The sequence below is a fragment of the Rhizobium sp. K33 genome (assembly GCF_056501445.1).
Map to the genome: position 1 here is coordinate 1,520,090 of NZ_CP096478.1, position 24,924 is coordinate 1,545,013.

General features: G+C 62.2%; 25 protein-coding genes. 22 read left to right on the forward strand and 3 right to left on the reverse strand.

All coding sequences use genetic code 11. The features are described from left to right. Positions 1-8: 8 nt before the first annotated feature. The 11 genes from M1E12_RS07630 (at position 9) to M1E12_RS07680 (ending at position 8,337) form a co-directional block, all read left to right on the forward strand. Positions 9-1,418, forward strand: a complete 1,410-nt coding sequence (locus tag M1E12_RS07630) for a pyruvate dehydrogenase complex E1 component subunit beta (RefSeq protein ID WP_113461282.1) — start codon at positions 9-11, stop codon at positions 1,416-1,418. A gap of 15 nt (positions 1,419-1,433) precedes the next feature. Next, on the forward strand, positions 1,434-2,783 hold the full coding sequence (locus tag M1E12_RS07635; RefSeq protein WP_479564254.1) for a pyruvate dehydrogenase complex dihydrolipoamide acetyltransferase: 1,350 nt from the start codon (positions 1,434-1,436) through the stop codon (positions 2,781-2,783). 16 nt (positions 2,784-2,799) lie between these two features. Beyond that, on the forward strand, positions 2,800-3,438 hold the full coding sequence (locus tag M1E12_RS07640) for an SGNH/GDSL hydrolase family protein (protein WP_479564255.1): 639 nt from the start codon (positions 2,800-2,802) through the stop codon (positions 3,436-3,438). Positions 3,439-3,549: 111 nt separating this feature from the next. After that, positions 3,550-3,816, forward strand: a complete 267-nt coding sequence (locus M1E12_RS07645; RefSeq protein WP_113461285.1) for an HP1242/YdcH family protein — start codon at positions 3,550-3,552, stop codon at positions 3,814-3,816. A 76-nt stretch (positions 3,817-3,892) separates the two neighbouring features. Next, positions 3,893-5,338, forward strand: coding sequence for a dihydrolipoyl dehydrogenase (gene lpdA / locus M1E12_RS07650; RefSeq protein WP_479564256.1), 1,446 nt, complete (start codon positions 3,893-3,895; stop codon positions 5,336-5,338). Between the two features lie 33 nt (positions 5,339-5,371). Next, positions 5,372-5,668 (forward strand): GlsB/YeaQ/YmgE family stress response membrane protein, encoded by a 297-nt coding sequence (locus M1E12_RS07655; protein ID WP_113461287.1) that lies wholly within the window; start codon positions 5,372-5,374, stop codon positions 5,666-5,668. 37 nt (positions 5,669-5,705) lie between these two features. Further along, positions 5,706-6,689, forward strand: coding sequence for a lipoyl synthase (gene lipA / locus M1E12_RS07660; RefSeq protein WP_113461288.1), 984 nt, complete (start codon positions 5,706-5,708; stop codon positions 6,687-6,689). Positions 6,690-6,716: 27 nt separating this feature from the next. Then, entirely contained in the window at positions 6,717-6,998 is a 282-nt protein-coding gene (locus M1E12_RS07665; RefSeq protein ID WP_479564257.1) for a type II toxin-antitoxin system RelE/ParE family toxin, read from the forward strand. A gap of 8 nt (positions 6,999-7,006) precedes the next feature. Next, positions 7,007-7,303 carry a HigA family addiction module antitoxin gene (locus M1E12_RS07670; protein WP_479564258.1) on the forward strand — a complete coding sequence of 99 codons (297 nt, stop codon included), beginning with the start codon at positions 7,007-7,009 and terminating at the stop codon, positions 7,301-7,303. A gap of 2 nt (positions 7,304-7,305) precedes the next feature. Further along, complete coding sequence (locus tag M1E12_RS07675) at positions 7,306-7,875, forward strand: P-loop NTPase family protein (RefSeq protein WP_479564259.1); 570 nt, start codon at positions 7,306-7,308, stop codon at positions 7,873-7,875. A 9-nt stretch (positions 7,876-7,884) separates the two neighbouring features. Then, positions 7,885-8,337 (forward strand): type II toxin-antitoxin system RatA family toxin, encoded by a 453-nt coding sequence (locus M1E12_RS07680; RefSeq protein WP_479564260.1) that lies wholly within the window; start codon positions 7,885-7,887, stop codon positions 8,335-8,337. Here the strand turns inward: M1E12_RS07680 and M1E12_RS07685 are convergent. After that, on the reverse strand, positions 8,322-8,828 hold the full coding sequence (locus M1E12_RS07685; protein WP_479564261.1) for a CinA family protein: 507 nt from the start codon (positions 8,826-8,828) through the stop codon (positions 8,322-8,324). The genes M1E12_RS07680 and M1E12_RS07685 overlap by 16 nt on opposite strands. A gap of 2 nt (positions 8,829-8,830) precedes the next feature. Continuing rightward, positions 8,831-10,036, reverse strand: a complete 1,206-nt coding sequence (locus tag M1E12_RS07690) for a bifunctional 2-C-methyl-D-erythritol 4-phosphate cytidylyltransferase/2-C-methyl-D-erythritol 2,4-cyclodiphosphate synthase (protein WP_479564262.1) — start codon at positions 10,034-10,036, stop codon at positions 8,831-8,833. Between the two features lie 158 nt (positions 10,037-10,194). Between M1E12_RS07690 and dusB the strand changes: the two genes are divergently transcribed. From dusB to bchJ, 11 genes are all read left to right on the forward strand, one after another. Continuing rightward, positions 10,195-11,208 carry a tRNA dihydrouridine synthase DusB gene (gene dusB / locus M1E12_RS07695; RefSeq protein WP_479564852.1) on the forward strand — a complete coding sequence of 338 codons (1,014 nt, stop codon included), beginning with the start codon at positions 10,195-10,197 and terminating at the stop codon, positions 11,206-11,208. Next, positions 11,205-12,338: a two-component system sensor histidine kinase NtrB gene (locus tag M1E12_RS07700; RefSeq protein ID WP_113461296.1), complete on the forward strand. Its 1,134-nt coding sequence runs from the start codon at positions 11,205-11,207 to the stop codon at positions 12,336-12,338. The genes dusB and M1E12_RS07700 overlap by 4 nt, the downstream gene beginning before the upstream one ends. Further along, positions 12,338-13,789, forward strand: coding sequence for a nitrogen regulation protein NR(I) (gene ntrC / locus M1E12_RS07705; RefSeq protein WP_113461297.1), 1,452 nt, complete (start codon positions 12,338-12,340; stop codon positions 13,787-13,789). The genes M1E12_RS07700 and ntrC overlap by 1 nt, the downstream gene beginning before the upstream one ends. A gap of 176 nt (positions 13,790-13,965) precedes the next feature. After that, positions 13,966-16,233, forward strand: a complete 2,268-nt coding sequence (locus M1E12_RS07710) for a sensor histidine kinase NtrY-like (RefSeq protein ID WP_479564853.1) — start codon at positions 13,966-13,968, stop codon at positions 16,231-16,233. After that, the gene (gene ntrX / locus M1E12_RS07715) at positions 16,223-17,587 is read left to right on the forward strand and encodes a nitrogen assimilation response regulator NtrX (RefSeq protein ID WP_136540770.1); all 1,365 of its coding nucleotides are present in this window, start codon (positions 16,223-16,225) and stop codon (positions 17,585-17,587) included. The genes M1E12_RS07710 and ntrX overlap by 11 nt, the downstream gene beginning before the upstream one ends. A gap of 49 nt (positions 17,588-17,636) precedes the next feature. Beyond that, complete coding sequence (gene trkA, locus M1E12_RS07720; protein WP_113461299.1) at positions 17,637-19,013, forward strand: Trk system potassium transporter TrkA; 1,377 nt, start codon at positions 17,637-17,639, stop codon at positions 19,011-19,013. Between the two features lie 14 nt (positions 19,014-19,027). Further along, the gene (locus tag M1E12_RS07725; RefSeq protein ID WP_479564263.1) at positions 19,028-19,891 is read left to right on the forward strand and encodes a D-amino-acid transaminase; all 864 of its coding nucleotides are present in this window, start codon (positions 19,028-19,030) and stop codon (positions 19,889-19,891) included. 111 nt (positions 19,892-20,002) lie between these two features. Further along, the gene (hfq, locus tag M1E12_RS07730) at positions 20,003-20,254 is read left to right on the forward strand and encodes an RNA chaperone Hfq (protein ID WP_113461301.1); all 252 of its coding nucleotides are present in this window, start codon (positions 20,003-20,005) and stop codon (positions 20,252-20,254) included. 67 nt (positions 20,255-20,321) lie between these two features. Next, positions 20,322-21,656, forward strand: a complete 1,335-nt coding sequence (gene hflX / locus M1E12_RS07735) for a GTPase HflX (RefSeq protein ID WP_479564264.1) — start codon at positions 20,322-20,324, stop codon at positions 21,654-21,656. An 87-nt stretch (positions 21,657-21,743) separates the two neighbouring features. Further along, positions 21,744-23,369 (forward strand): magnesium-protoporphyrin IX monomethyl ester anaerobic oxidative cyclase, encoded by a 1,626-nt coding sequence (gene bchE, locus M1E12_RS07740; protein ID WP_479564265.1) that lies wholly within the window; start codon positions 21,744-21,746, stop codon positions 23,367-23,369. Beyond that, positions 23,356-24,012 carry a bacteriochlorophyll 4-vinyl reductase gene (gene bchJ, locus M1E12_RS07745; protein WP_479564266.1) on the forward strand — a complete coding sequence of 219 codons (657 nt, stop codon included), beginning with the start codon at positions 23,356-23,358 and terminating at the stop codon, positions 24,010-24,012. Before bchE ends, bchJ begins: the two co-directional genes overlap by 14 nt. A 90-nt stretch (positions 24,013-24,102) precedes the next feature. Here bchJ and mazG read toward each other — a convergent pair whose 3' ends face one another. Then, complete coding sequence (gene mazG / locus M1E12_RS07750) at positions 24,103-24,924, reverse strand: nucleoside triphosphate pyrophosphohydrolase (RefSeq protein WP_479564267.1); 822 nt, start codon at positions 24,922-24,924, stop codon at positions 24,103-24,105.

A 24,924-nucleotide genomic window follows, 5' to 3' on the forward strand; every position in this document is an offset into this window, starting at 1 on the left:
GGGAACCTATGCCGATCGAAATTTTGATGCCCGCCCTCTCTCCGACCATGGAAGAAGGCACGCTGTCCAAGTGGGTCAAGAACGAAGGCGACACCGTGAAGTCGGGTGACGTCATCGCCGAAATCGAGACCGACAAGGCGACCATGGAAGTCGAAGCCGTCGACGAAGGCGTGCTCGGCAAGATCCTGATCGCGGCCGGAACCGAGAACGTCAAGGTCAACACCGCGATCGCAGTCCTACTGGAGGAAGGCGAAAGCGCCGACGCCGTGGCGGCCCCGAAGAAGGCCGATGCGGATACGCCGCCTGCGGCTGCCGGTGATGCCGGCGGCAAGGCTCGCGCGGCTGCCGACGAACCGGCATCCTCTGCCGACAACAAGGTCCCGGCTGCGCCGAAGATCGACGTTGCCGCCGACCCGGCCATTCCGGCCGGCACCGAAATGGTGACGATGACGGTTCGTGAAGCCCTTCGCGAAGCCATGGCCGAGGAAATGCGCGCCAATCCCGACGTCTTCATCATGGGTGAAGAAGTTGCGGAATATCAGGGCGCCTACAAGATCACTCAAGGGTTGCTGCAGGAATTCGGCGCGCAGCGCGTGGTCGACACCCCGATCACCGAGCACGGCTTTGCCGGTATCGCTGTCGGTGCCGCCATGGCAGGTCTGCGCCCGATCGTCGAGTTCATGACCTTCAACTTCGCCATGCAGGCGATCGACCAGATCATCAACTCGGCCGCCAAGACGCTCTACATGTCCGGTGGCCAGATGGGCGCGCCCATGGTCTTCCGCGGTCCGAACGGTGCAGCAGCTCGCGTGGCCGCCCAGCACAGCCAGGACTATGCCGCCTGGTACAGCCATATCCCTGGTCTGAAGGTCATTCAGCCCTATTCGGCGGCTGACGCCAAGGGCCTCCTGAAGGCTGCGATCCGCGACCCGAACCCGGTCATCTTCCTCGAAAACGAAATTCTCTACGGTCACTCCTTCGAAGTGCCGAAGATGGACGATTTCGTCCTGCCGATCGGCAAGGCGCGCCTGCACAAGGCCGGCAAGGATGCGACCATGGTGTCCTGGGGCATCGGCATGACCTATGCGGTCAAGGCTGTCGATGAACTGGCCAAGGAAGGCATCGATGTCGAGCTGATCGATCTGCGCACCATCCGTCCGATGGATCTGCCGGCGATCATCGAATCGGTCAAGAAGACCGGCCGCCTCGTGACCGTCGAGGAAGGCTTCCCGCAGTCCTCCGTCGGCGACTTCATCTCCAACACCGTCCAGCGCGAAGCCTTCGACTATCTCGATGCCCCGGTCATCACGATCGCCGGCAAGGATGTGCCGATGCCTTACGCGGCAAACCTCGAAAAGCTCGCTCTGCCGAACGTCGGCGAAGTGATCCAGGCGGTCAAAGCCGTCTGCTACAAGTAAGGGGAGGCGAGGCTTATGCCGATCAACATCACCATGCCGGCACTCTCTCCAACCATGGAAGAGGGCAATCTGGCCAAGTGGCTGGTCAAGGAAGGCGACAAGGTCAAGTCTGGCGATGTCATCGCCGAGATCGAGACCGACAAGGCGACCATGGAAGTGGAAGCCGTCGATGAAGGCACGGTTGCGAAGCTCGTCGTTCCCGCCGGCACCGAGGCCGTCAAGGTCAACGCCCTGATCGCGATCCTCGCCGAAGACGGTGAAGACGTCGCTGCCGCGGCCTCTTCCGGCGGTTCGTCCGCGCCGAAGGCCGAGGCCGCTCCTGCGCCCAAGGCTGAAGCAGCGCCCGCCGCGGCTGCAGCACCGGCTCCTTCGCCAACGCCAGCACCGGCTGCCGCCTCGGCAGCGCCCGCGGCATCGACCGGCGAACGCGTCTTCGCGTCACCGCTCGCCCGTCGTCTCGCCAAGGAGGCTGGTCTCGATCTCAAGGCCGTCTCCGGCACCGGTCCGAAGGGCCGCGTGGTCAAGAGTGACATCGAAAAGGCCGTGAGCACCGGTGGTGCCAAGGCTGCGCCGGCCCCCGCGGCAGCCGCTTCCGGTGCTGCGCCGCAGCCGGCTCTCGCCAAGGGCCCGTCTGACGAGGCTGTTCTGAAGAACTTTGCCGAAGGCTCCTACGAGCTCGTGCCGCATGACGGCATGCGCAAGACCATTGCCAAGCGGCTGCAGGAATCGAAGCAGACCATTCCGCATTTCTACGTCTCCGTGGACTGCGAACTGGATGCGCTACTGGCACTGCGTGCACAGCTCAACGCTGCCGCCCCTGAAAAGGAAGGCAAGCCAGGCTACAAGCTCTCGGTCAACGACATGGTGATCAAGGCCCTGGCCCTCGCATTGCGGGACGTGCCGGACGCCAACGTCTCCTGGACCGACAGCGCCATGGTCAAGCACAAGCATGCCGATGTCGGCGTGGCGGTCTCGATCCCCGGCGGCCTGATCACTCCGATCATCCGCAAGGCCGAGGAAAAGAGCCTGTCCACCATCTCCAACGAGATGAAGGACTTGGGCAAGCGCGCCAAGGACCGCAAGCTGAAGCCTGAAGAATATCAGGGCGGCACGACTGCCGTGTCCAACATGGGCATGATGGGCGTGAAGAGCTTCTCGGCCGTGGTCAACCCGCCGCATGCAACGATCCTTGCGGTCGGCGCCGGCGAAGAACGGGTCGTGGTCAAAAACGGCGAGATGAAGATCGCGAACGTGATGACCGTAACGCTGTCCACCGACCACCGTTGCGTCGATGGCGCGCTGGGAGCCGAACTGCTCGGCGCTTTCAAGCGCTACATCGAAAATCCGATGGGCATGCTGGTCTGATCGAGAGGGCGGTGCAATGAAGACCGTTCTTGCCTACGGCGACAGCCTGACATGGGGATACGATCCGGTGAACCTGGGTCGGCATGCCCACGAGGATCGCTGGACGAGCGTCTTGCAAAAGGCGCTCGGCCATGGGGTCCGGGTGATCGCCGAAGGCCTGAACGGCCGCACCACCGCCTATGACGACCATCTCGCGGATTGCGAGCGCAATGGCGTGAAGCTGCTGCCGAGCATTCTGGAGACGCACAAGCCGATCGATCTCGTGATCTTCCTGCTCGGCACCAATGACATGAAGCGCGGGATCGGCGGTTCGGCGATTGCCGCCACCAAGGGTGTGGATCGACTGATTAAACTCGTGCGCCATCATGACTGGGGCTTCGGCTACGAAGGGCCGGACATCCTGCTCGTTTCGCCGCCACCGATCTGCGACACGGCCAATGTCCATTTCGCGGCCATGTTCAAGGGTGGGCTGGACGAATCGGCCATGCTGGCGAGCTATTACAGCGATCTCGCAGACGAGGCCGGCTGCGGCTTCTTCGATGCGGGCTCCGTCGCGAAGACCACGCCGCTGGATGGCATCCATCTGGACGCTGAAAACACCCGTGCCATTGGACGCGGCCTTGAGCCGATCGTCCGGATGATGCTCGGTCTTTGAAGAAAAACCGCGGCCTGAACTCTCCGTCAGGGCGCGTTGATCAAAATCAAGGAGGTCTTGTGCGCTGCGTCTAACCTGAACCCATCAACCCCCGAAAGAGGAGATGGGATCGTGTCGAACACACCGCACGAACTGGCAGTGGAATTCCCGGAACACGTCGCGCTGATGCGTCATCTGAAGGAAACGGATGGTCACTTCGCGAGATTGTTCGATAGCTATCACGATGTGAACCGGGCCATCCACCGCGCCGAAACTGATATCGAGCCTGCAGACGACTTCCATATCGTGGAAATGCGCAAGAAGCGGATGCAGCTCAAGGATGAAATCTACGGGATGCTGGTTCGTCACGAACCGGAGGCCGAGACACCCGCAGCCTGAGGGTCTCGCTTCCAGTCCCGAAACGGGCCTCCGCTTGGAGCGGGGGCTCGCAGGAAACCGAGGAGTGGAAGCGCCCATGTCGAATGCTTACGACGTCATCATCATCGGCTCCGGCCCCGGCGGTTACGTCACCGCCATCCGTGCCGCCCAGCTCGGCCTGAAGACCGCGATCGTCGAACGCGAGCATCTCGGCGGCATCTGCCTCAACTGGGGCTGCATCCCGACCAAGGCACTGCTGCGCTCGGCCGAGATCCTCGACCATGCCAACCACGCCAAGGCCTATGGCCTGACGCTGAACGGCACGATGACCGCCGACGTCAAGGACGTGGTCGCCCGTTCGCGCGGCGTCTCGGCCCGCCTGAACGGGGGTGTTGCCTTCCTGATGAAGAAGAACAAGATCGACGTCATCTGGGGCGAGGCCAAGCTTTCGAAGCCCGGTGAAGTCATCGTCGGCAAGATGTCGAAGCCCGTCGTCGAGCCGCAGAACCCGGTTCCGAAGGGCGTGCTGGGCGAGGGCACCTACACCGCCAAGCACATCATCGTCGCGACGGGCGCGCGTCCGCGTGCGCTTCCGGGCATCGAGCCGGATGGCAAGCTGATCTGGACCTATTTCGAGGCGATGAAGCCGGACTTCATGCCGAAGTCGCTGGTCGTCATGGGCTCGGGCGCGATCGGCATCGAATTCGCCTCCTTCTACCGCTCCATGGGCGTGGATGTCACCGTCGTCGAACTGATGCCGAACATCATGCCGGTCGAGGACGTGGAAATCTCGACCTTCGCCCGCAAGCAGCTGGAAAAGCGCGGGCTGAAGATCATCACGGAGGCCAAGGTCTCGAAGGTCGAAAAGAGCGCCAACTCCATCACCGCCCATGTCGAAACGAAGGATGGCAAGGTCCAGACGATCACCGCGGACCGCCTGATCTCCGCCGTCGGCGTGCAGGGCAACATCGAGAACCTCGGCCTCGAAGCGCTCGGCGTGAAGACCGATCGCGGCTGCATCGTCATCGACGGTTATGGCAAGACCAATGTGCCGGGCCTCTATGCGATCGGCGACGTCGCCGGCCCGCCGATGCTCGCGCACAAGGCCGAGCATGAGGGCGTGATCTGCATCGAGAAGATCGCCGGCGTGCCGGGCGTCCACCCGATGGACAAGGGCAAGATCCCGGGCTGCACCTATTGCAACCCGCAGGTGGCCTCGGTCGGTCTGACGGAAGCCAAGGCGAAAGAACAGGGCCGCGACATCCGCGTCGGCCGCTATTCCTTCGCCGCAAACGGCAAGGCCATTGCGCTCGGTGAAGACCAGGGGATGATCAAGACGATCTTCGACAAGAAGACCGGCGAACTGCTCGGTGCCCACATGGTTGGCGCGGAAGTGACCGAACTCATCCAGGGCTTCGTCGTCGCGATGAACCTCGAGACGACGGAAGAAGAACTGATGCACACGATCTTCCCGCATCCGACGCTCTCGGAAATGATGAAGGAAAGCGTACTCGACGCCTATGGCCGGGTATTGAACGCCTAAAGTCCGATTGTGAAAGGCGACCTTGCCGCCTATATGGGCGGCAGGGTCAAACCAGATGCTCGAAAGGATAACGCCGTGGCAGGTTTTGAAGTCGGTATCATCGCGACGATCTTCTTCGGCGGTCTTGCAGGCTGGCTGGCCGGCAAGCTCATGGACATGCGCTTCGGCGTCTTCATGAACATCGTCATCGGCATCGTCGGCGCGGCGATCGCCGCCGCCATATTCCGCCGCCTCGGCATTTTCGTCGAGGGCGATTGGCTCGGCTATCTGATCACCAGTTTTGTCGGCGCAAGCCTGCTTCTTTTCATCGCCCGTCTCGTCCGGCGATAACCACAAAGGCCGCCTGTGCGGCACAAGGGGTCTACCTATGGTCACCATCCTCGACAGGATCAATCTTGCTCCGGCTGCGGCCGAGGAGAAGCGCGTCCGTCACCCGGAAAAGGCGCACAAGCCCGATACCGAGGTTATGCGGAAGCCCGAATGGATCCGCGTCAAGGCGCCGACGTCGAAGGGCTACCACGAGACCCGTGACCTCGTGCGTTCGCACAAGCTGGTGACCGTCTGCGAGGAGGCCGGCTGCCCCAATATCGGCGAGTGCTGGGACAAGAAACACGCGACCTTCATGATCATGGGTGAGATCTGCACCCGCGCCTGCGCCTTCTGCAACGTCGCGACCGGCAAGCCCAACGCGCTCGATCGTGACGAGCCCGCCAATGTGGCCAAGGCGGTCCGTCAGATGGGCTTGAACCACGTCGTCATCACCTCCGTCGACCGTGACGACCTCGCCGATGGCGGCGCGGAACATTTCGAGCAGGTGATCTGGGCCATCCGCGAGGCCTCGCCGGAAACGACGATCGAGATCCTGACCCCCGACTTCCTGAAGAAGCCCGGCGCCCTGGAGCGTGTCGTCGCGGCCAAGCCCGATGTTTTCAACCACAACATGGAAACCGTGCCCGGCAACTATCTGACGGTCCGTCCGGGTGCCCGTTATTTCCACTCCGTCCGCCTTCTGCAGCGGGTGAAGGAACTCGACCCCACGATGTTCACCAAGTCCGGCATCATGGTCGGCCTTGGCGAGGAGCGCAACGAAGTCCTGCAGCTGATGGACGACCTGCGCACGGCAGATGTCGACTTCCTGACCATCGGCCAGTATCTCCAGCCGACCCGCAAGCACCACAAGGTCGAGCGCTTCGTGACACCGGAAGAGTTCAAGTCCTACGAGGACATCGCCTATACCAAGGGCTTCCTGATGGTGTCTTCGAGCCCGCTGACCCGCTCGTCACACCATGCCGGCGATGACTTCGCGCGGCTGAAGGCGGCGCGGGAGAAACTGCAATTGGTTCGGGCCTAGGCTGCCCCTGTCGGTTTGGATGAAATCATGATACGAGATTTCAAAGACAAACTGACGGAGCAACTCTTCAGAACGTCGAACGTGCGAGGGCTTCCGCCCGATATCGTCGAGCGGGCTCGGCGGAAGCTGATGGCCATTCATGCGGCTCACGTCCTTTCGGATTTGCGCGTGCCCCCGAGCAATCGTCTCGAAGCGCTCAAGGGAAATCGCGAAGGACAGCATTCGATCCGCATCAACGATCAGTGGCGGATCTGCTTTCGCTGGGTCGATGGCGATGCTTCTGACGTCGAGGTCTGTGACTATCACTGAGGTGTAAGATGCTGCATTCGCCGGACGAGCCCATACATCCCGGTCGTATTCTTTTTGACGATTTTGTTGTCGATTTTGATTTGTCGGCAGAGACAATCGCCGCCGAGACGGGAATTCCACTTGGAGTGCTGCAAAATCTGGAACGCGGGGAAGCTTCAGTGACCGCGGAGATCGCCTTGCGTCTGGCTCGCTATTTCTCCACCAGTCCCGAGTTCTGGCTGAACCTCCAGCGCACCTTTGACCTCGCCGTTGCAAGCAAGACCATAACGGGTATCGACCAGATCAAGCCTGTCGCAGCGGCCTGACGATGTTTGAAATAGAACCGGGCGAAGAAGCCGCCAACCACCTGCGCAAGGCGCGGCGCATTTGCGTCATCGGATCCTCCGGCGGCGGAAAAAGCACTCTGTCGCAGAAACTCGCAAGCGGTCTCGGGCTCCAGTACGTGTCCATCGACAGGGACGTGCGGTGGTTGCCCGGGTGGCAGGAGCGGGGCAGGGAGGAGCAACGTGCGCGATTGAGCGCCTTTGTTGCAAACGAGGCTTGGGTGATTGATGGCAGTGGCTCGTCGTCATTCGACATCAGGCTGCCGAGGACGGATCTCATCATCTGGTTGCGGCTTCCCCGATGGAGATGTCTGCTCGGCATTGCAAGGAGAGTCTATCGTTTCAGGGGGACGGTGCGGCCGGATATGGCAGAAGGATGCCCCGAGCCTTTGCCCGATCGCGACTTCCTCTCCTACATCTGGAACTTCGAGCGCCGCTATGCCCCGCGCATCATCCATGAAATCCAGCGCCACGGACCAAACGTGCCGGTAATCACGCTGAAATCCCATGGCGAAATGGCGCACCTGCTTGATCTCACCGGGCTTCCTCATTAAGTCGCTGATATGCCTCAGTTCGAAACCCGCCGCCTCGTCAAGCACTCGCCCGACCGCATGTACGCTCTCGTTGCCGACATCGAGCGCTACCCGGAATTCTTGCCGCTCTGCGAGGCGCTCAGCATCCGCTCGCGCCGCGAACGCGACGGCAAGGAGCTTCTGCTCGCGGACATGACGGTGGGCTACAAGGCCATCCGGGAGACCTTCACGACCCAGGTTCTGCTGACGCCGGCCGAGCGTGCCATCGACGTCAAGTACATCGAAGGTCCGTTCCGCTATCTCGACAATCGCTGGCGCTTCGAAGAGACCGCCGACGGCTGCTGCTCGGTGCACTTCTTCATCGATTACGAGTTCAAGAACCGCATTCTTGGCGCGCTGATGGGCTCGATGTTCGACCGCGCCTTCCGCATGTTTTCCGAAGCTTTTGAAGCGCGCGCCGACAAGATCTATGCCGGCGTCTGAGCCGCAGCCGAGAGCATCTCAAGCGCTGTCCGGATGGTCGCAAGGCGCACGTCCGAACGCCCGATATCGCCGTAGCGCATTTCCCTGTGATCAATGAGACCTAAGCGGGTCTTCAAAGCGAGATGCACGAGGCCAACCGGCTTCTCGGCCGATCCGCCGCCCGGACCGGCAATACCGGTAACGGCCACCGCCACATCAGCATCGGAACGCATCAGCGCTCCATGCGCCATCTGCAAGGCCGTCTCCCTGGACACAGCGCCGTAGACTTCCAGAACTTTCGCCGAAACCCCGATCAGGTCCATTTTCGCATTATTGGTATAGGTTACGAAGCCCCGGTCTACCACGGCGGAAGAGCCTGCGATCTCAGTCAGTGCTCCCGCGATCAATCCGCCGGTGCAGGATTCAGCCGTCGCGATCATCCAGTGTCGCGCGCGATAAGCCGACACGATGGCGGTCGCCTGTGCTTCGATGTCGGCCGGATAAAGCCCCATGGCTACGCTCCCCGATAGACAACCGTTGCCGTGGCGATTGCCGCAATCCCCTCGCGCCGGCCGACAAATCCGATCGTCTCGTTCGTCGTCGCCTTCACCGAGCAGCGGTCGAGAGAGATGTCCAGGATTTCGGCAAGCTTCTCGCGCATGGCCTGACGATGTGGCCCGATCTTTGGTGCTTCGGCAATTAACGAAATATCTGCATTCATGATCGTGCCGCCGGCCGCCAAGACGATCCTCGCAGCATGCTCCAGGAAGATGCGCGATGGCGCACCTCTCCAGCGCATGTCGGAGGGCGGAAAATGATCGCCGATGTCGCCAGCGCCACAGGTGGCGAGCAGGGCGTCCGTCAGCGCATGCAGCGCGACGTCGGCATCGGAATGTCCCTTCAGCTTCTGGTCATGCGGAATGAAGATGCCGCAAAGGGTCACGCCATCGCCCGCCTCGAGCTGGTGCACGTCATAGCCGTTTCCGGTCCGGACATCGGGAAGCGCGAGGCCTTTCAGTTTCTCGTCCGCCATGGCGATATCCCTCTGAACGGTCAGTTTGACATTGTCGATCGAGCCTTCAACGAGATGGACCGGTATCCCGGCCCATTCTGCAATCGAGGCGTCGTCTGTGAAGGCCATGACCTTTTCTTCTGTCGCCCGCTCGTGCGCGCCGAGGATGGTGTCATAGAAGAAGCTCTGCGGCGTCTGCGCGGCATGGAGGTCGTGGCGTGGAACAGTCGCGGTGATCACTCCGGAGGCGTCTGCGCGTTTGATCGTGTCGGAGACCGGAACGGCCGGCAGGATGGCGACGTGACCCGCAGCAAGGCCGGCGGCGACCCGCTCCAGAAGGTCCCCGTTAACGAAGGGGCGAACGCCGTCCTGGATCATCACGTAATTGACACCGTGTCCCTGCAACGCCCGCAAGCCGTTCAGCACGGAGGCTTGCCGGGTCGCGCCGCCCGTCACGATGATGAGCTCTTCCCGTGCCGGCAGGTCCGCAACGGCCTGATCCAGCAAGGCGCGGTCATCCGGATGAATGACGACGGCGATCGGACCACTTTTGGGCCAGTCGAGGAAGGCCTTGAGCGTGTGCCAGATAACCGGCCTGCCGCCGATGCGGCGGTATTGCTTGGGACCTTCGACCGAAGCGCCGGCGCGTTCTCCGCGTCCTGCAGCCACCACGACGATCCCGATTGTTCCGCTCAGCCCTTGCTCCATTGCCCCGCCTGGTCCATGACACATTTTCTTCGCACCCGTGCTCTATCGGCTCGGCATCAGCTTTTCCAGCATTTGCACGATTTTTTATCGCTGCGTGAGCTTTGCCTCTTGGCAAGCCAAGAGTGACTGTCTAAAAATAATGCAAATGCGTTCTTTGCCTGAAAGATAATCATTTGTTTTCCGTCGCGTTGGATACGCCCTTCAGCATTGGCTCGGTTCCCGTCCGGAACCGGGTGGTGCTTGCGCCCATGTCCGGCGTCACCGATTTGCCCTTCCGCCAGCTCGCCTTCCGCTTCGGCGCCGGTCTCGTCGTCACGGAGATGGTGGCAAGCCGCGAGTTGGTTTTCAATGCGGCCGAAAGCTGGTCGCGGTTGAAGGGGGCAGGCTTGACGCCCCACATGGTCCAACTCGCGGGACGTGAAGCCAGATGGCTCGCCGAGGCGGCCGTGATCGCTGAGGCGAATGGCGCCGATATCATCGACATCAACATGGGCTGCCCGGCCAAGAAGGTCATCGGCGGCTATGCCGGTTCGGCCCTGATGCGGGAACCCGATCATGCTCTGTCGTTGATCGAGGCGACCGTCAAAGCCGTCAAGATACCGGTCACGGTGAAGATGCGGCTGGGCTGGGACGAGGCCTCGATCAATGCCCCGGAGATCGCTGCGCGCGCCGAAGCTGCGGGTGTGCAGCTGATTACGGTCCACGGCCGCACACGCATGCAGTTCTACGAGGGCCGCGCCGACTGGGATGCAATTGCTGCGGTCCGTGCCGCCATCCGCATTCCCCTCATTGCGAATGGGGATGTCGAGACCGTCGAGGACGCACACGAAATCCTGCGCCGGTCGGGCGCCGACGCCGTGATGGTCGGGCGCTCATGCCAGGGCAGGCCATGGCATGCCGGCGTCCTTGCGGGTCACATTGGTCCCAAGGTGGACGAGATCCCGGATCTTGTCATCGACCACTACCAGATGATGCTGGAGCACTACGGCCCCGATGTCGGGATCCGGCATGCACGCAAGCATCTTGGGTGGTATCTCGATCGCCACGCGCCCGATATCGCGGCGCAGGCGAAGGCTGCAATCATGACATCGAAAGACGCCGGCTTTGTTGCTGACGCGCTGGGGCGCGCGCTGAACGATCCGGAGGCAAACGCCAGACAGGAGGCTGCATGACGGCGAACGACAAGGGCAATGGCCTTGCCATGGCCGTGCTCAACGCCATCCAGAACCCGGTGGTGATGGTGGATGCCAATGGGCACATCGCCTTCGCCAACTGGGAGGCGGAAGCCTTCTTCGGAGCCAGTGCCACCCATCTCGCGCGCTACCGCATCTCCACCTTCATCCCCTTTGGCAGCCCGCTCCTGTCGCTGATCGAGCAGGTGCGGGAGCGCCGTGCGCCCGTCAACGAATACCGTGTCGATCTGAGCTCGCCGCGCCTTGGCCAGGAGAAGCTGGTCGATCTCTATGTCGCGCCGGTGCTGAGCCAGCCGGGCAATGTCGTGGTGGTCTTCCAGGAACGCTCCATGGCCGACAAGATCGATCGTCAGCTGACCCATCGCGCCGCCGCCCGCTCCGTCACCGGCCTTGCTTCGATGCTCGCCCACGAAATAAAGAACCCGCTTTCCGGCATCCGCGGTGCGGCCCAATTGCTGGAGACAGCGGTAACTGACGAGGATCGTGCGCTCACCCGGCTCATCTGCGACGAGACGGATCGCATCGTGTCACTGGTCGATCGCATGGAGGTATTCTCTGACGAGCGCCCGGTCGATCGCCAGTCGATCAACATCCATTCGGTCCTCGATCAGGTGAAGGCGGTCGCAAAGGCGGGCTTTGGCCGCAATATCCGCATCACCGAGAATTACGACCCCTCGCTGCCTCCGGTCTTTGCCAATCGCGACCAGTTGGTGCAGGTCTTCCTCAACCTCGTCAAGAATGCCGCAGAAGCGATCGGCGAACGCTCGGATGGCGAGATCCAGCTCACCACGGCCTACCGTCCCGGCATCCGCCTGTCGGTTGCCGGATCGCGGGAGAAGATCTCGCTGCCGCTCGAATTCTGCGTCCATGACAACGGTCCGGGCGTGCCGTCCGACCTCCTGCCGCATCTCTTCGATCCTTTCATCACCACGAAAACCAATGGCTCAGGACTTGGTCTGGCGCTGGTCGCCAAGATCATCGGGGCCCATGGCGGGATCGTCGAATGCGACAGCCAGGCGAGCCGCACCACATTCCGGGTCCTGATGCCCATGTCGAAAGAGACGGCGCTGGAAGACGCGCCCCTTGCCAAATCCACGGGAACGAACTGATGACGGCCACGATCCTTGTTGCAGATGACGATGCTGCGATCCGCACGGTGCTGAACCAGGCTCTAAGCCGCGCGGGCTATGATGTCAGGATCACCTCCAATGCGGCGACTCTCTGGCGCTGGATTTCGGCAGGCGAGGGCGATCTCGTGGTGACCGATGTGGTCATGCCGGATGAAAACGCCTTCGACCTTCTGCCGCGCATCAAGAAGGCACGGCCTGACCTGCCGGTCCTCGTCATGAGTGCCCAGAACACCTTCATGACCGCCATCAAGGCGTCGGAGAAGGGAGCCTACGACTACCTGCCCAAGCCCTTCGATCTGACCGAACTTATCGCCATTATCGGCCGCGCGCTGTCTGAGCCGAAGAAGCGGCCGGCCCGTCTCGACGACGACATGCAGGATGGCATGCCGCTGGTCGGCCGCTCGGCCGCCATGCAGGAAATCTATCGCGTTCTCGCCCGCCTGATGCAGACGGACCTGACGCTGATGATCACCGGCGAGTCCGGCACGGGCAAGGAGCTGGTCGCCAAGGCGCTGCATGACTACGGAAAGCGCCGCAACGGGCCCTTCGTCGCCATCAACATGGCGGCCATCCCGCGTGACCTGATCGAATCGGAACTCTTCGGTCACGAGAAGGGCGCCTTCACCGGCGCGCAGACGCGCTCCACCGGTCGTTTCGAACAGGCGGAAGGCGGCACGCTCTTCCTTGATGAGATCGGCGACATGCCCATGGATGCGCAGACGCGTCTGCTGCGCGTCTTGCAGCAGGGCGAATACACCACGGTCGGCGGCCGCACACCGATCCGCACCGACGTCCGGATCGTCGCCGCAACGAACAAGGACCTGAAGCAGTCGATTAATCAGGGCCTCTTCCGCGAGGACCTCTATTATCGCCTGAACGTCGTGCCGCTTCGCCTGCCGCCGCTGCGCGACCGTGCCGAGGACATTCCGGACCTCGTGCGTCATTTCATCCAGCAAGGTGAAAAGGAAGGCCTCGATTCGAAACGCTTCGATCACGAGGCGCTCGAAGTGATGAAGTCCTACCCCTGGCCGGGCAATGTGCGCGAACTGGAGAATGTGGTGCGCCGTCTGATGGCGCTTTATCCACAGGATGTGATTGCGCGCGAGATCGTCGAGCAGGAACTGCGCGCCGACGTCGCCGACAGCCCGATCGCCAAGGTCGGCATGCCCTCGGGCTCCATGACCATTTCCCAGGCGGTCGAGGAAAACATGCGCACCTATTTCGCCTCCTTCGGCGATGCGCTCCCGCCGTCTGGTCTCTACGACCGCGTCCTGACCGAGATGGAATACCCCTTGATCCTTGCGGCCCTGACGGCCACCCGCGGAAACCAGATCAAGGCGGCCGATCTGCTTGGTCTTAACCGCAATACCTTGCGCAAGAAGATCCGCGAGCTTGGCGTCTCGGTCTATCGGAGTTCCCGCTCCGCTTGACAATAGCGGAACAGCCGTTGCAATTTCGCCACATTGCGTTGCTCAAAAGTCACGATGTTTCGTGATGGAACGCTGCTGCGCCGAAAGGTCGGGAGCGCCGCGCGCGATGATAACTGGTCGGCTGCCGCAAGGTTGCCGCGTCAATGAGATCCGATTGCGCGGATCCGGGGGAAATGATGGCACGCGTGAGGAAGACCTCCGTTACCGACGTCGATACAGCGCTGGCGCATGACCGCCGGGCGTCGTTTGCGTTGCCCGGTCTGCTGCTGGCGGGCGGCGCGCTGCTCTGCGCATCCTTGACGCTGCCGATTCTGCTCGGGCTGACGCCGATCGAGCCGACCTCGCGTGTGCTGATTGCCTCTGCCGTCATCAATTCGATGTTCATCGTCGGCCTGATGTTCCTGATCGGTCGGGAGGTCATGCGGCTCTTCAAGGCGCGCAATCGTGGTCGCGCCGCAGCGCGCCTGCATGTTCGGATCGTCGCGCTCTTCTCTGTCATCGCCATCACGCCGGCGATCCTCGTCGCGATCTTTGCCTCGATCACGCTGAATGTCGGTTTGGACCGCTGGTTCTCGCTGCGCACCCAGTCGATCGTGTCGTCGTCCATGAATGTCGCCCAGGCCTATATGCTGGAGAACGCGAGCTATCTGCAGGGCCAGACGATCTCGATGGCCAACGACCTGGAGCGCAATCGAGCTCTCTTTTATCTCGACCGCAAGGGTTTCGTGGAACTGATGACCCGTCAGGCGCGGGGACGCGGCATGCTCGGTGCCTTCCTGGTGCGGGAAGACGGGTCCGCGATCACCCAGGCGGATATCGACACCGAAAAGCCGCTTCCGGCCATTCCGCGCGATGCGCTTGCGAGTGCCGCCGCCGGCCAGCCGACGCTCATTCCTCCGGGTGTCACCAACCTGGTCGGCGCAATCATCAAGCTGGAAAGCATTTCCGGCACCTTCCTCTACACCATCCGCGCCGTTGACCCGAAGGTCATGCAGGCGATGCGTCAGATGGAAGAAAACACCGCCGAATATCAGGCAATGGAAGACGGCCGCACCACGCTGCAGATCGCCTTCGCCATCCTTTATCTCGGCTTTGCGCTGATCGTGCTGCTCGCTGCCATCTGGACCGCGATCGCGGTGGCCGACCGGATCGTGAGGCCGATCCGGCTGCTCATCGGGGCAGCCGACAGCATTGCCTCGGGTAACCTGAATGTTCTCGTGCCGGTTCGCGCTGCCGATGGCGACGTCGGCAGTCTGTCGCGCACCTTCAACAAGATGGTCTCCCAGATCCGCTCGCAGCGCGACGAGATCCTGGAAGCGAAGGACGAGGTCGATGACCGCCGTCGCTTCATCGAAGCCGTGCTTTCTGGCGTCACAGCCGCAGTCATCGGCGTCGAGGACGACGGCATCATCACGATCGTCAATCCTTCAGCGGAATACTTCCTTGGCCTGGCCGGCGAGCAGTTGATGGGGCAGAAGCTGGCTCTCGTGGCGCCTGAAGTCGACGGCGTGCTCGCCGAAGCGGCCGTGCGTCATCGCGGTGAATATCGCCAGCAGATCAACATGATACGCGGCGGCAAGGAGCGGACCCTGAATGTCCAGGTGACCCGCGAAGAGACGCGTGGCTCAGTCGATTCCTATGTCATCACGCTCGACGACATCACCGATCTGGTCGTTGCTCAGCGCTCGACGGCCTGGGCCGATGTGGCGCGCCGCATCGCACACGAGATCAAGAACCCGCTGACCCCGATCCAGCTATCGGCAGAGCGCCTGAAGCGTCGTTACGGCAAGCAGATCGCCGAAGACGACAAGGCCGTCTTCAACCAGTGCACGGATACCATCGTGCGCCAGGTCGAAGATATCGGCCGTATGGTCGACGAGTTCTCCGCCTTCGCCCGCATGCCGAAGCCGACGAAGCAGCGCTCGGATCTGCGGGAAATCCTGACGGATGCCGTCTTCCTGCGGGAAATCGGCAGCGCCGAGATCGAGTTTCAGCGCAGCTTCGGCGACGAGCCGCTGGAAGGCAGCTTCGACGCGCGTATGCTGGCCCAGGCGGTCGGTAACATCGTCAAGAATGCGGTGGAATCCATCGAAGCCGTACCGAAGGAGGAGCTCGGCGGGCAGGGCAAGATCCTCGTCCGCTCCAGTTTCGATCCCGAGCTCGACCGTTTCACGGTCGATGTCATCGACAACGGCCGCGGTCTGCCGACGGAGAACCGGCACCGCATCCTCGAACCCTATATGACGATGCGGGAGAAAGGCACCGGGCTCGGTCTCGCCATCGTCAAGAAGATCATTGAAGAGCATGGCGGGCAGCTCGAGCTGCACGACGCGCCGGCCGATTTCGACCGGGGCAGGGGTGCGATGATCCGCATCATCCTGCCGCGCTCAGACGCCCCCGCCATGCTCACGGAAAGCGATAAGGAAGTAGTCCATGGCCTCTGACATTCTTGTAGTCGACGACGAAGAGGACATCCGCGAGATCGTATCTGGCATTCTGAGCGATGAAGGCCATGAGACCCGCACGGCCCACGACGCAGACAGCGCGCTCGCAGCCATTTCCGACCGCGTGCCGCGCCTAGTCTTTCTCGATATCTGGATGCAGGGCAGCCGTCTCGACGGCCTCTCGCTGCTCGACGAAATCAAGGCCCGCCATCCGGACCTGCCCGTGGTGATGATTTCCGGTCACGGCAACATCGAGACGGCGGTTTCCGCGATCAAGCGCGGCGCCTTTGATTTCATCGAGAAGCCCTTCAAGGCCGACCGGCTCATCCTGATTGCCGAGCGCGCGCTGGAAAACTCCAAGCTGAAGCGCGAGGTGTCGGAACTCAAGCGCCGCACCGGTGATGCGATCGAACTGATCGGAACCTCGGTTGCCGTCTCGCAGCTGCGCCAGACGATCGAAAAGGTCGCGCCGACGAACAGCCGCATCATGATCTTTGGCCCCTCCGGTTCCGGCAAGGAATTGGTGGCGCGCATGATCCATAAGCGGTCCTCGCGCTCGGCCGGGCCGTTTGTTTCGCTGAATGCTGCGGCCATCACCCCGGACCGTATGGAGATGGCGCTGTTCGGCACCGAGGGCACGCCCGGCCAGCCGCGGCGAATCGGGGCTCTGGAAGAGGCCCATCGGGGTATTCTCTACCTCGACGAGATCGGCGAAATGCCGCGCGAAACGCAGAACAAGATCCTCCGCGTGCTCGTCGAACAGCAGTTCGAACGTGTCGGTGGCTCCAAGCGCGTGAAGGTCGATGTCCGCATCATCTCCTCCAGCGCCTACAATCTCGAAAGCCTGATTGCCGAAGGCCGCTTCCGGGAGGATCTTTTCCATCGCCTCGCCGTTGTCCCGGTCAAGGTGCCGGCACTGGCCGAACGCCGCGAGGATATCCCCTTCCTCGTCGACATGTTCATGCGCCAGGTCTCCGAGCAGGCCGGCATCCGCCAGCGCAAGATCGGCGAAGATGCCATGGCGGTCCTCCAGGCCAATGACTGGCCCGGCAACATCCGTCAGCTGCGCAACAATATCGAACGCCTGATGATCCTTGCTCAGGGTGACAGCCCCGAAGCGCCGATCACGGCCGAAATGCTGCCGCAGGATCTTTCAGACATGCTGCCGAAGGTCTCCGCTCGCAACGATACGCATATCATGACGCTGCCGCTGCGCGAGGCGCGTGAAATGTTCGAACGGGACTATCTCATCGCCCAGATCAACCGCTTCGGTGGCAACATTTCGCGCACCGCGGAATTCGTCGGCATGGAGCGCTCCGCCCTCCATCGCAAACTGAAGTCGCTTGGCGTATAAGCGGTCGAAGCGAGTCCGGTAGAACCGATCCTGGGGCAGGAAGCATAGCATGAAAGTCATCATCTGCGGCGCGGGTCAGGTCGGTTACGGTATTGCCGAGCGGCTCTCCCAGGAGGGCAACGACGTCTCGGTCATCGATACCTCGGCCTCCCTCGTCTCGCACATCACCGAGACGCTCGATGTCAGCGGTTATGTCGGCCATGGCGCCCATCCCGACGTGCTGGCCCGTGCGGGCGCCGACCAGGCGGAAATGCTGATCGCCGTCACGCTCTATGACGAGATCAACATGACCGCCTGCCAGGTGGCGCATTCGCTCTTCAACGTGCCGACAAAGATCGCCCGCATTCGCTCGCAGAACTATCTGCGACCGGAATATTCCGATCTCTTCAGCCGCGACAATCTGCCGATCGACGTCACCATCTCGCCCGAAATCGAGGTCGGCAAGATGGTGCTGCGTCGCATCTCCTTCCCCGGTGCGACCGACATCGTGCGCTTCGCCGATGATCACATCGCCATGCTCGCGATCGAATGCATGGAGGACTGCCCGGTCGTCGACACGCCGCTGAATCAGTTGAGCGAGCTGTTCCCCGACCTGATGGCAACCGTCTGCGCGATCTATCGCAACGGCCGGCTGAACGTCGCCCGCTCACAGGATCACCTGCAGGTCGGCGATCTCGCTTACGTCATCTGCCAGCGCGATCACGCCCGCCGTACCCTCGGCCTCTTTGGCCATGAGGAGCAGGAAGCCGGGCGCATCATCATCGCCGGTGGGGGCAATATAGGCTATTACGTCGCGCGCGCCATCGAGGAGATGCAGCCCAAGACCAGGCTGAAGATCATAGAGAACGATCGGGAACGGGCGCTTGCCGTCTCCGATCAGTTGAAGGACGGCATCGTGCTGCATGGCTCGGCGCTCGACCAGAACATCCTTCAGCAGGCCGACATCCAGGATGCGGATCTGATGGTGACGCTCACCAACAACGACCAGACGAACATCCTGAGTGCTGCCATGGCCAAGCGCCTCGGCTGCAAGTCGGGCATGGCGCTGATCAACAGCCCGTCCTTCCACGAGCTTGCAACCTCGATCGGCATCGACGCCCATATCAACCCGCGCGCCGTGACCATTTCCCGCGTCTTGCAGCATGTCCGCAAGGGCCGCATCCGCGCGGTCTATGCCGTGCAGAAGGGCAAGGCCGAGGTGATCGAGGCAGAAGCGCTGGAAACTTCGCCGCTGGTCGGCAAGCCCTTCCGCGAACTCGAGCTCCCGCCGGGCCTGCGCATCGGCGCCATCCTGCGCGACAAGACCGTGATCCGTCCCTATGGCGACACCAAGATCAAGGCCAAGGATCGCGTTGTCCTCTTTGCCGCAGCAGATGCCGTACGCCATGTCGAGCAGCTCTTCCGCGTCTCGATCCAGTATTTCTGAAGGTTTTCGTTTCCATGCCCCGCATCGCCTATGTCAACGGTCGTTACCTGCCGCACTCTCAGGCTGCGGTGCATATCGAGGATCGCGGCTATCAGTTCGCCGACGGGGTCTATGAGGTCTGCGAGATCCGCCATGGCGTGATCGTCGACCTGACGCGCCATCTCGATCGGCTCGACCGCTCTTTGTCGGAACTGGCGATGAAACAGCCGATGAGCCGCGCCGCACTCACGCAGGTGATCCGCGAGGTGGCCCGCCGCAACCGCGTCAGGAACGGCCTCTTCTACCTGCAGGTGACCCGGGGCGTCGCGCGCCGCGATCACGTCTTCCCTTCGGACGACACGCCGCCGAGTTTGGTGATCACCGCAAAGATCACCGACCCTGCGATCATCGCGAAGAAGAACGAAACCGGACTGAAGGCAATCACCCTGCCGGACAATCGCTGGGATCGGGTCGACATCAAGACGGTCGGCCTGTTGCCGAATGCCATGGCGCGCCAGGCCGCAAAGGAGAAGGGCGCCCAGGAAGCGATCTATGTGGATGCGCGGGGCATGGTCACCGAAGGTGCCGCCACCAATGTGTGGATCGTCGACAAGGACGGCATGCTCGTCACCCGACCGGCGGAACACGGCATTCTTCGCGGAATCACCCGCACCGGTTTGATGGATGTTGCGGCCAAACTTGGGATCACCGTCGAGGAGCGGGAGTTCTCCCGCGAGGAGATGCTGGCCGCACGGGAAGTCTTCATCACCGCTGCAACCAGCATTTGCTTCCCGATCGTGGAAATCGACGGGCTTCCGATCGCAAACGGTCATCCCGGCGCCATGGCTGAACGCATCCGTTCGACCTTTTTCGACGTTGCGGAAAAGACGGTGATTTGATACCACGTTTTTTCGGCAGGGGGGCGAGGGGCCATTTGCCTAAGCTGATCAGCTGTCAAACAATAATCATACCGGTCGAAAAGGGCCGGCAAAAAAGAAAGAAGCGGCGCCATGGCGGAACGTTCTCAGAATCTGCAGGATCTTTTCCTCAACACAGTCAGAAAGCAGAAGATTTCGCTGACGATCTTCCTGATCAACGGCGTTAAGCTGACCGGTGTTGTGACATCCTTCGACAATTTCTGTGTTCTCCTGCGTCGCGACGGCCATTCCCAGCTGGTCTACAAGCACGCCATCTCGACCATCATGCCCGGCCAGCCGATGACGATGTTCGAGAGCGAAGACACCGCTTCCGGACAGGACTGACATCATCACCAGCCGCGATACAAAGAACGAATCGATCATCCCGGAGGACGAAAAGCGCCGGGATGACATGCGGGCGCTTGTGCTCGTGCCGGTGCTGAAGCAGACGAAGCCCCAGCCTCTTCCGGAAGGCGCGCCGCCGGCCCCCGGCCGGTCGAACGAAGCACGCCTCGAAGAGGCGATTGGCCTGGCACGCGCGATCGATCTGACCATTGTGCAGGGGCTCATCGTCCAGGTGAACCAGCCGCGTCCGGCAACGCTGATGGGCTCCGGCAAGATTGCGGAAGTGAAGGCACTGCTCGACGAGCATGATGCGGGCCTCGTCATCGTCGATCATCCGCTGACGCCGGTGCAGCAACGCAATCTGGAAAAGGAATGGGGCGCCAAGGTCATCGACCGCACGGGCCTCATCCTGGAAATCTTCGGCCGTCGCGCCTCCACCAAGGAAGGCACGCTGCAGGTCGACCTCGCGCATCTGAACTACCAGAAGGGCCGTCTGGTCCGCTCCTGGACGCACCTCGAGCGCCAGCGCGGCGGTGCGGGCTTCATGGGTGGCCCGGGTGAAACGCAGATCGAAGCCGACCGACGGCTCCTGCAGGACAAGATCGTCAAGCTCGAGCGCGAGCTGGAACAGGTCGTGCGCACCCGCCAGCTTCACCGCGCCAAGCGCCGCAAGGTGCCGCATCCGATCGTGGCACTGGTTGGCTATACCAATGCCGGCAAGTCGACGCTCTTCAACCGCATCACCGGTGCGGGCGTGCTGGCCGAAGACATGCTGTTCGCCACGCTCGATCCGACGCTGCGTCGGATGAAGCTGCCGCATGGACGCACGGTGATCATGTCGGACACCGTCGGCTTCATCTCCGACCTGCCCACCCACCTCGTCGCCGCCTTCCGCGCGACGCTGGAAGAGGTTCTCGAAGCGGACCTGATCCTGCATGTGCGTGACATGTCGGACCCGGACAACGGCGCCCAGTCGGCAGATGTTCTGCGCATCCTCGATGACCTCGGCATCCACGAGAAGGAACGCGCCGAGCGCATTCTCGAAGTCTGGAACAAGATCGACCGGCTGGATCCTGAAACCCACGACGGCATCCTCCAAAAGGCCGCGGGTCGCGAAAACGTCTTGCCGGTTTCGGCCATCAGCGGCGAGGGCGTGGACACGCTTCTCGACGTGATCTCGCAGCGTCTTTCGGGCGTGCTGACTGAGGCGACGATCACCATTCCCGCCGACAAGCAGTCCGTCATTTCCTGGCTCTATGAAAACGGCATCGTTGATGATCGCGAAGATCACGAGGATGGCTCCGTCAGCCTCGACGTTCGCCTGACCGACCGCCAGGCCAATGAGCTCGAACGCAAGCTTGGCGGACCGAAGCCCCTGCCGAAGGAAGACTGGGAGCGCTGATCGCTCCACCCGTCGCGCTCTTGATCCAGGTCAACTGATCGCCCGATCATGTGTGTCAACTTTAGTTTACACACATGGGAGGTGGTCATGCGCGTCGTCTTCATCCATCCGAACTATCATTCCGGCGGCGCCGAGATTGCCGGCAACTGGCCGCCTGCCTGGGTCGCCTATCTTGCCGGCGCGCTGAAGCAGGCGGGTTATACCGACGTCCATTTCGTCGATGCCATGACCAATGACCTCACGGAAGACGCGCTCCGTGATCGTCTGCGCGAACTGCAGCCTGATGTCATCGGCTGCACGGCGATCACGCCCTCGATCTACATGGCCGAACGGTGCCTGGAGATCGCGAAGGAGGTTTGCCCTCAGGCGCTGCGCGTGCTTGGCGGCGTGCATGCGACCTTCATGTATCAGCAGGTTCTGACCGAAGCCCCGTACATCGATGTGATCGCGCGGGGCGAGGGCGAGGAGATCATCGTCGAACTGGTCAGGGCCTTTGCCGCCGGCAACTGGAAGCAGGCGAGGGCGGGCATTAAGGGTCTTGCCTACATCACCGACGACGGCAAGATCATCGCGACACCTGCGGCTCCCACCGTCAAGAATTTCGATGCTGTCGAGCCGGACTGGACGCTGCTCGAATGGGAGAAATACATCTACGTGCCGCTTGGCGTCCGCGTCGCGATCCCCAACATGGCGCGCGGCTGCCCCTTCACCTGCTCGTTTTGCTCGCAGTGGAAGTTCTGGCGGGACTATCGCATCCGTGATCCGAAGAAGGTGGTCGACGAGATCGAGAAACTGGTCAACGACCACCAGGTCGGCTTCTTCATCCTCGCCGACGAGGAGCCCACCATCAACCGCAAGAAGTTCATCGCCTTCTGCGAGGAGCTCATCGCCCGCGGCCTGCCGGACAAGGTCAAATGGGGCATCAACACCCGCGTCACCGACATTATCCGGGACGAGGAATATCTGGCCCTCTATCGCAAGGCCGGCCTCGTGCATGTCTCGCTCGGCACGGAAGCTGCCGCCCAGCTGAAGCTCGACCGCTTCAACAAGGAAACCAAGGTCGCCGAGAACAAGAAGGCGATCCGTCTCCTCCGCGAAGCCGACATCTTCACCGAGGCGCAGTTCATCGTTGGCCTCGAAAACGAGACGGCGGAGACGCTGGAGGAAACCTATCGCATGGCCCGCGACTGGAACCCGGATCTCGCCAACTGGGCCATGTACACGCCCTGGCCCTTCTCGCCGCTTTTCCAGGAACTGGGCGACAAGGTCGAAATCTTCGACTTTTCGAAATACAATTTCGTCACGCCGATCATGAAGCCGGATGCCATGGACCGCGCCGAACTGCTCGACCGCGTCATGAACAACTACCGCCGTTTCTATATGATCAAGGCGCTCTTCCATTATCCCTGGCGCGGCAAAGGGTTTCGCCGCCGCTATCTGCTCGGCTGCCTCAAGGCCTTCTTGAAGGCCGGCTTCGAGCGCAAGTTCTACGATCTCGGCAAGCACAATTATTGGGGACCGCAATCGAAGGAAAAGGTCGATTTCGGCTTCGACATGAGCCGCAAGATTGCGCCGGCCCAGATGGCCGACTGGCAGGCAGCCTCCGATCGCGCAAGCCAGCTGCGTGCCCGCAAGGCCGGTGAGGCGGAAGAGGCCCGCACCCCCGTCATGGCCTGCGGTGGCGGGCCGGCGAGCCACGATGCCCATGTCTAATCAGGGCATCGGCAGGATCCTCGGGCACGGAAGCGCCGGGGATGCGGTAGCGTCACCATCGCCGGCGCGCATCGGACCGAACGCCGTCATCCAGACGGGGCAGGCGCTGTCGGCACTTTACGGCGTGGGAGCCGCGCGGCTGATCTTCGAAGCCGCCGGCCTTGGGCGCCATCTTGCGGCGCCGCCAACGTCTATGGTCGACGAGCGCGAACCAGTGGCGCTCTTTACCGCGATCCGGGCGATGTTGCCGCCGGCCGAGGCCGATCGTGTGCTGGCCGAGGCCGGCTATCGTACCGCCCATTACATTCTCGATCACCGCATCCCGCCGCTCGCACGAAAGACGTTACCGAAGCTGCACCCGGCGCTCGCCTCGCGCCTTCTCGTCTCGGCCGTTTCCCGCCATGCCTGGACCTTTGCCGGCAGCGGCGTCTTTCGCGGCAGGGTGATGGACTGGACCAAGCCGCGCGTCAGGCTCGAGATCGTCGGCAATCCCTTGGCGACGCCCGGCTGCCCCTGGCACGGAGCAGTTTTCCAGCGACTGTTCGGGACACTCTGCAGATGCACTGCAACCGCCAGGCATCTGGAGTGCTGCGCCGCTGGCCAGAACCGATGTGTGACGGAACTGCTTTGCACAAGCACGTGAGCAGCTTCCGGGTGCACCCGCTCACCTGCGGCGCTCGATTGAATGGGGCAGCAAGACTGGCAGCGAAATTCGGTGCCGAGCCCGCGAGAGCTACACTTTCCCCTTCGCCGCCTGCCAGAGCTCCTCCATCCGCTCCAACGATGCCCCCAGCAAGGTCTCACCTGACGCTTCAAGAGATGTCTCTATATAGCTGAATCGATTCCGGAACTTGGTATTCGTCCCGCGCAGGGCCTGCTCCGGTTCTGCCCCCACATGCCGGCCGATATTCACCAGCGCAAAGATCAGGTCGCCCAGTTCGTCCTTCACCTTGTCCGGCCTGTTCTCGGCCAGCGCCTCGCGCAATTCGCCGATTTCCTCCTCGATTTTGTCGAGGATGGGGGCCGCCTCCGACCAGTCGAAGCCGACCTTCGCCGCGCGCTCCTGCAGCTTCAGCGCTTCGGTGAGTGCCGGGAAGGAGCGCTGCACTGAGCCGAGATAGCCGATGTCGGGATCAGCCGCCGAGCCACGGGCGGCGCGGCGTGCGAGACGTTCGGCCTTTTCCTGCTGCTTGATCTTGTCCCACTGGGCCTTCACCGCCTCCGGCGTGTCGGCATCGGAGCGGGCAAAGACATGCGGGTGACGGCGGATCATTTTGCGGGTGATTGCCTCGACCACGTCGCCGAACGTGAAGAGGCCTTCTTCTTCGGCGATGCGGGCATGGAAAACCACCTGCAGCAAGAGATCCCCCAGTTCCTCGCAGAGATCGTCCGGATCCTTGCGCTCGATTGCGTCGGCCACCTCATAGGCCTCCTCGATCGTATAGGGCTTGATCGTCTCGAAGGTCTGGACGATGTCCCAGGGGCAACCGGTCTCGGGTTGACGCAGCGCCGCCATGATCTCGAGCAGGCGGTTGATATCGGTCGAGGCTTCCAT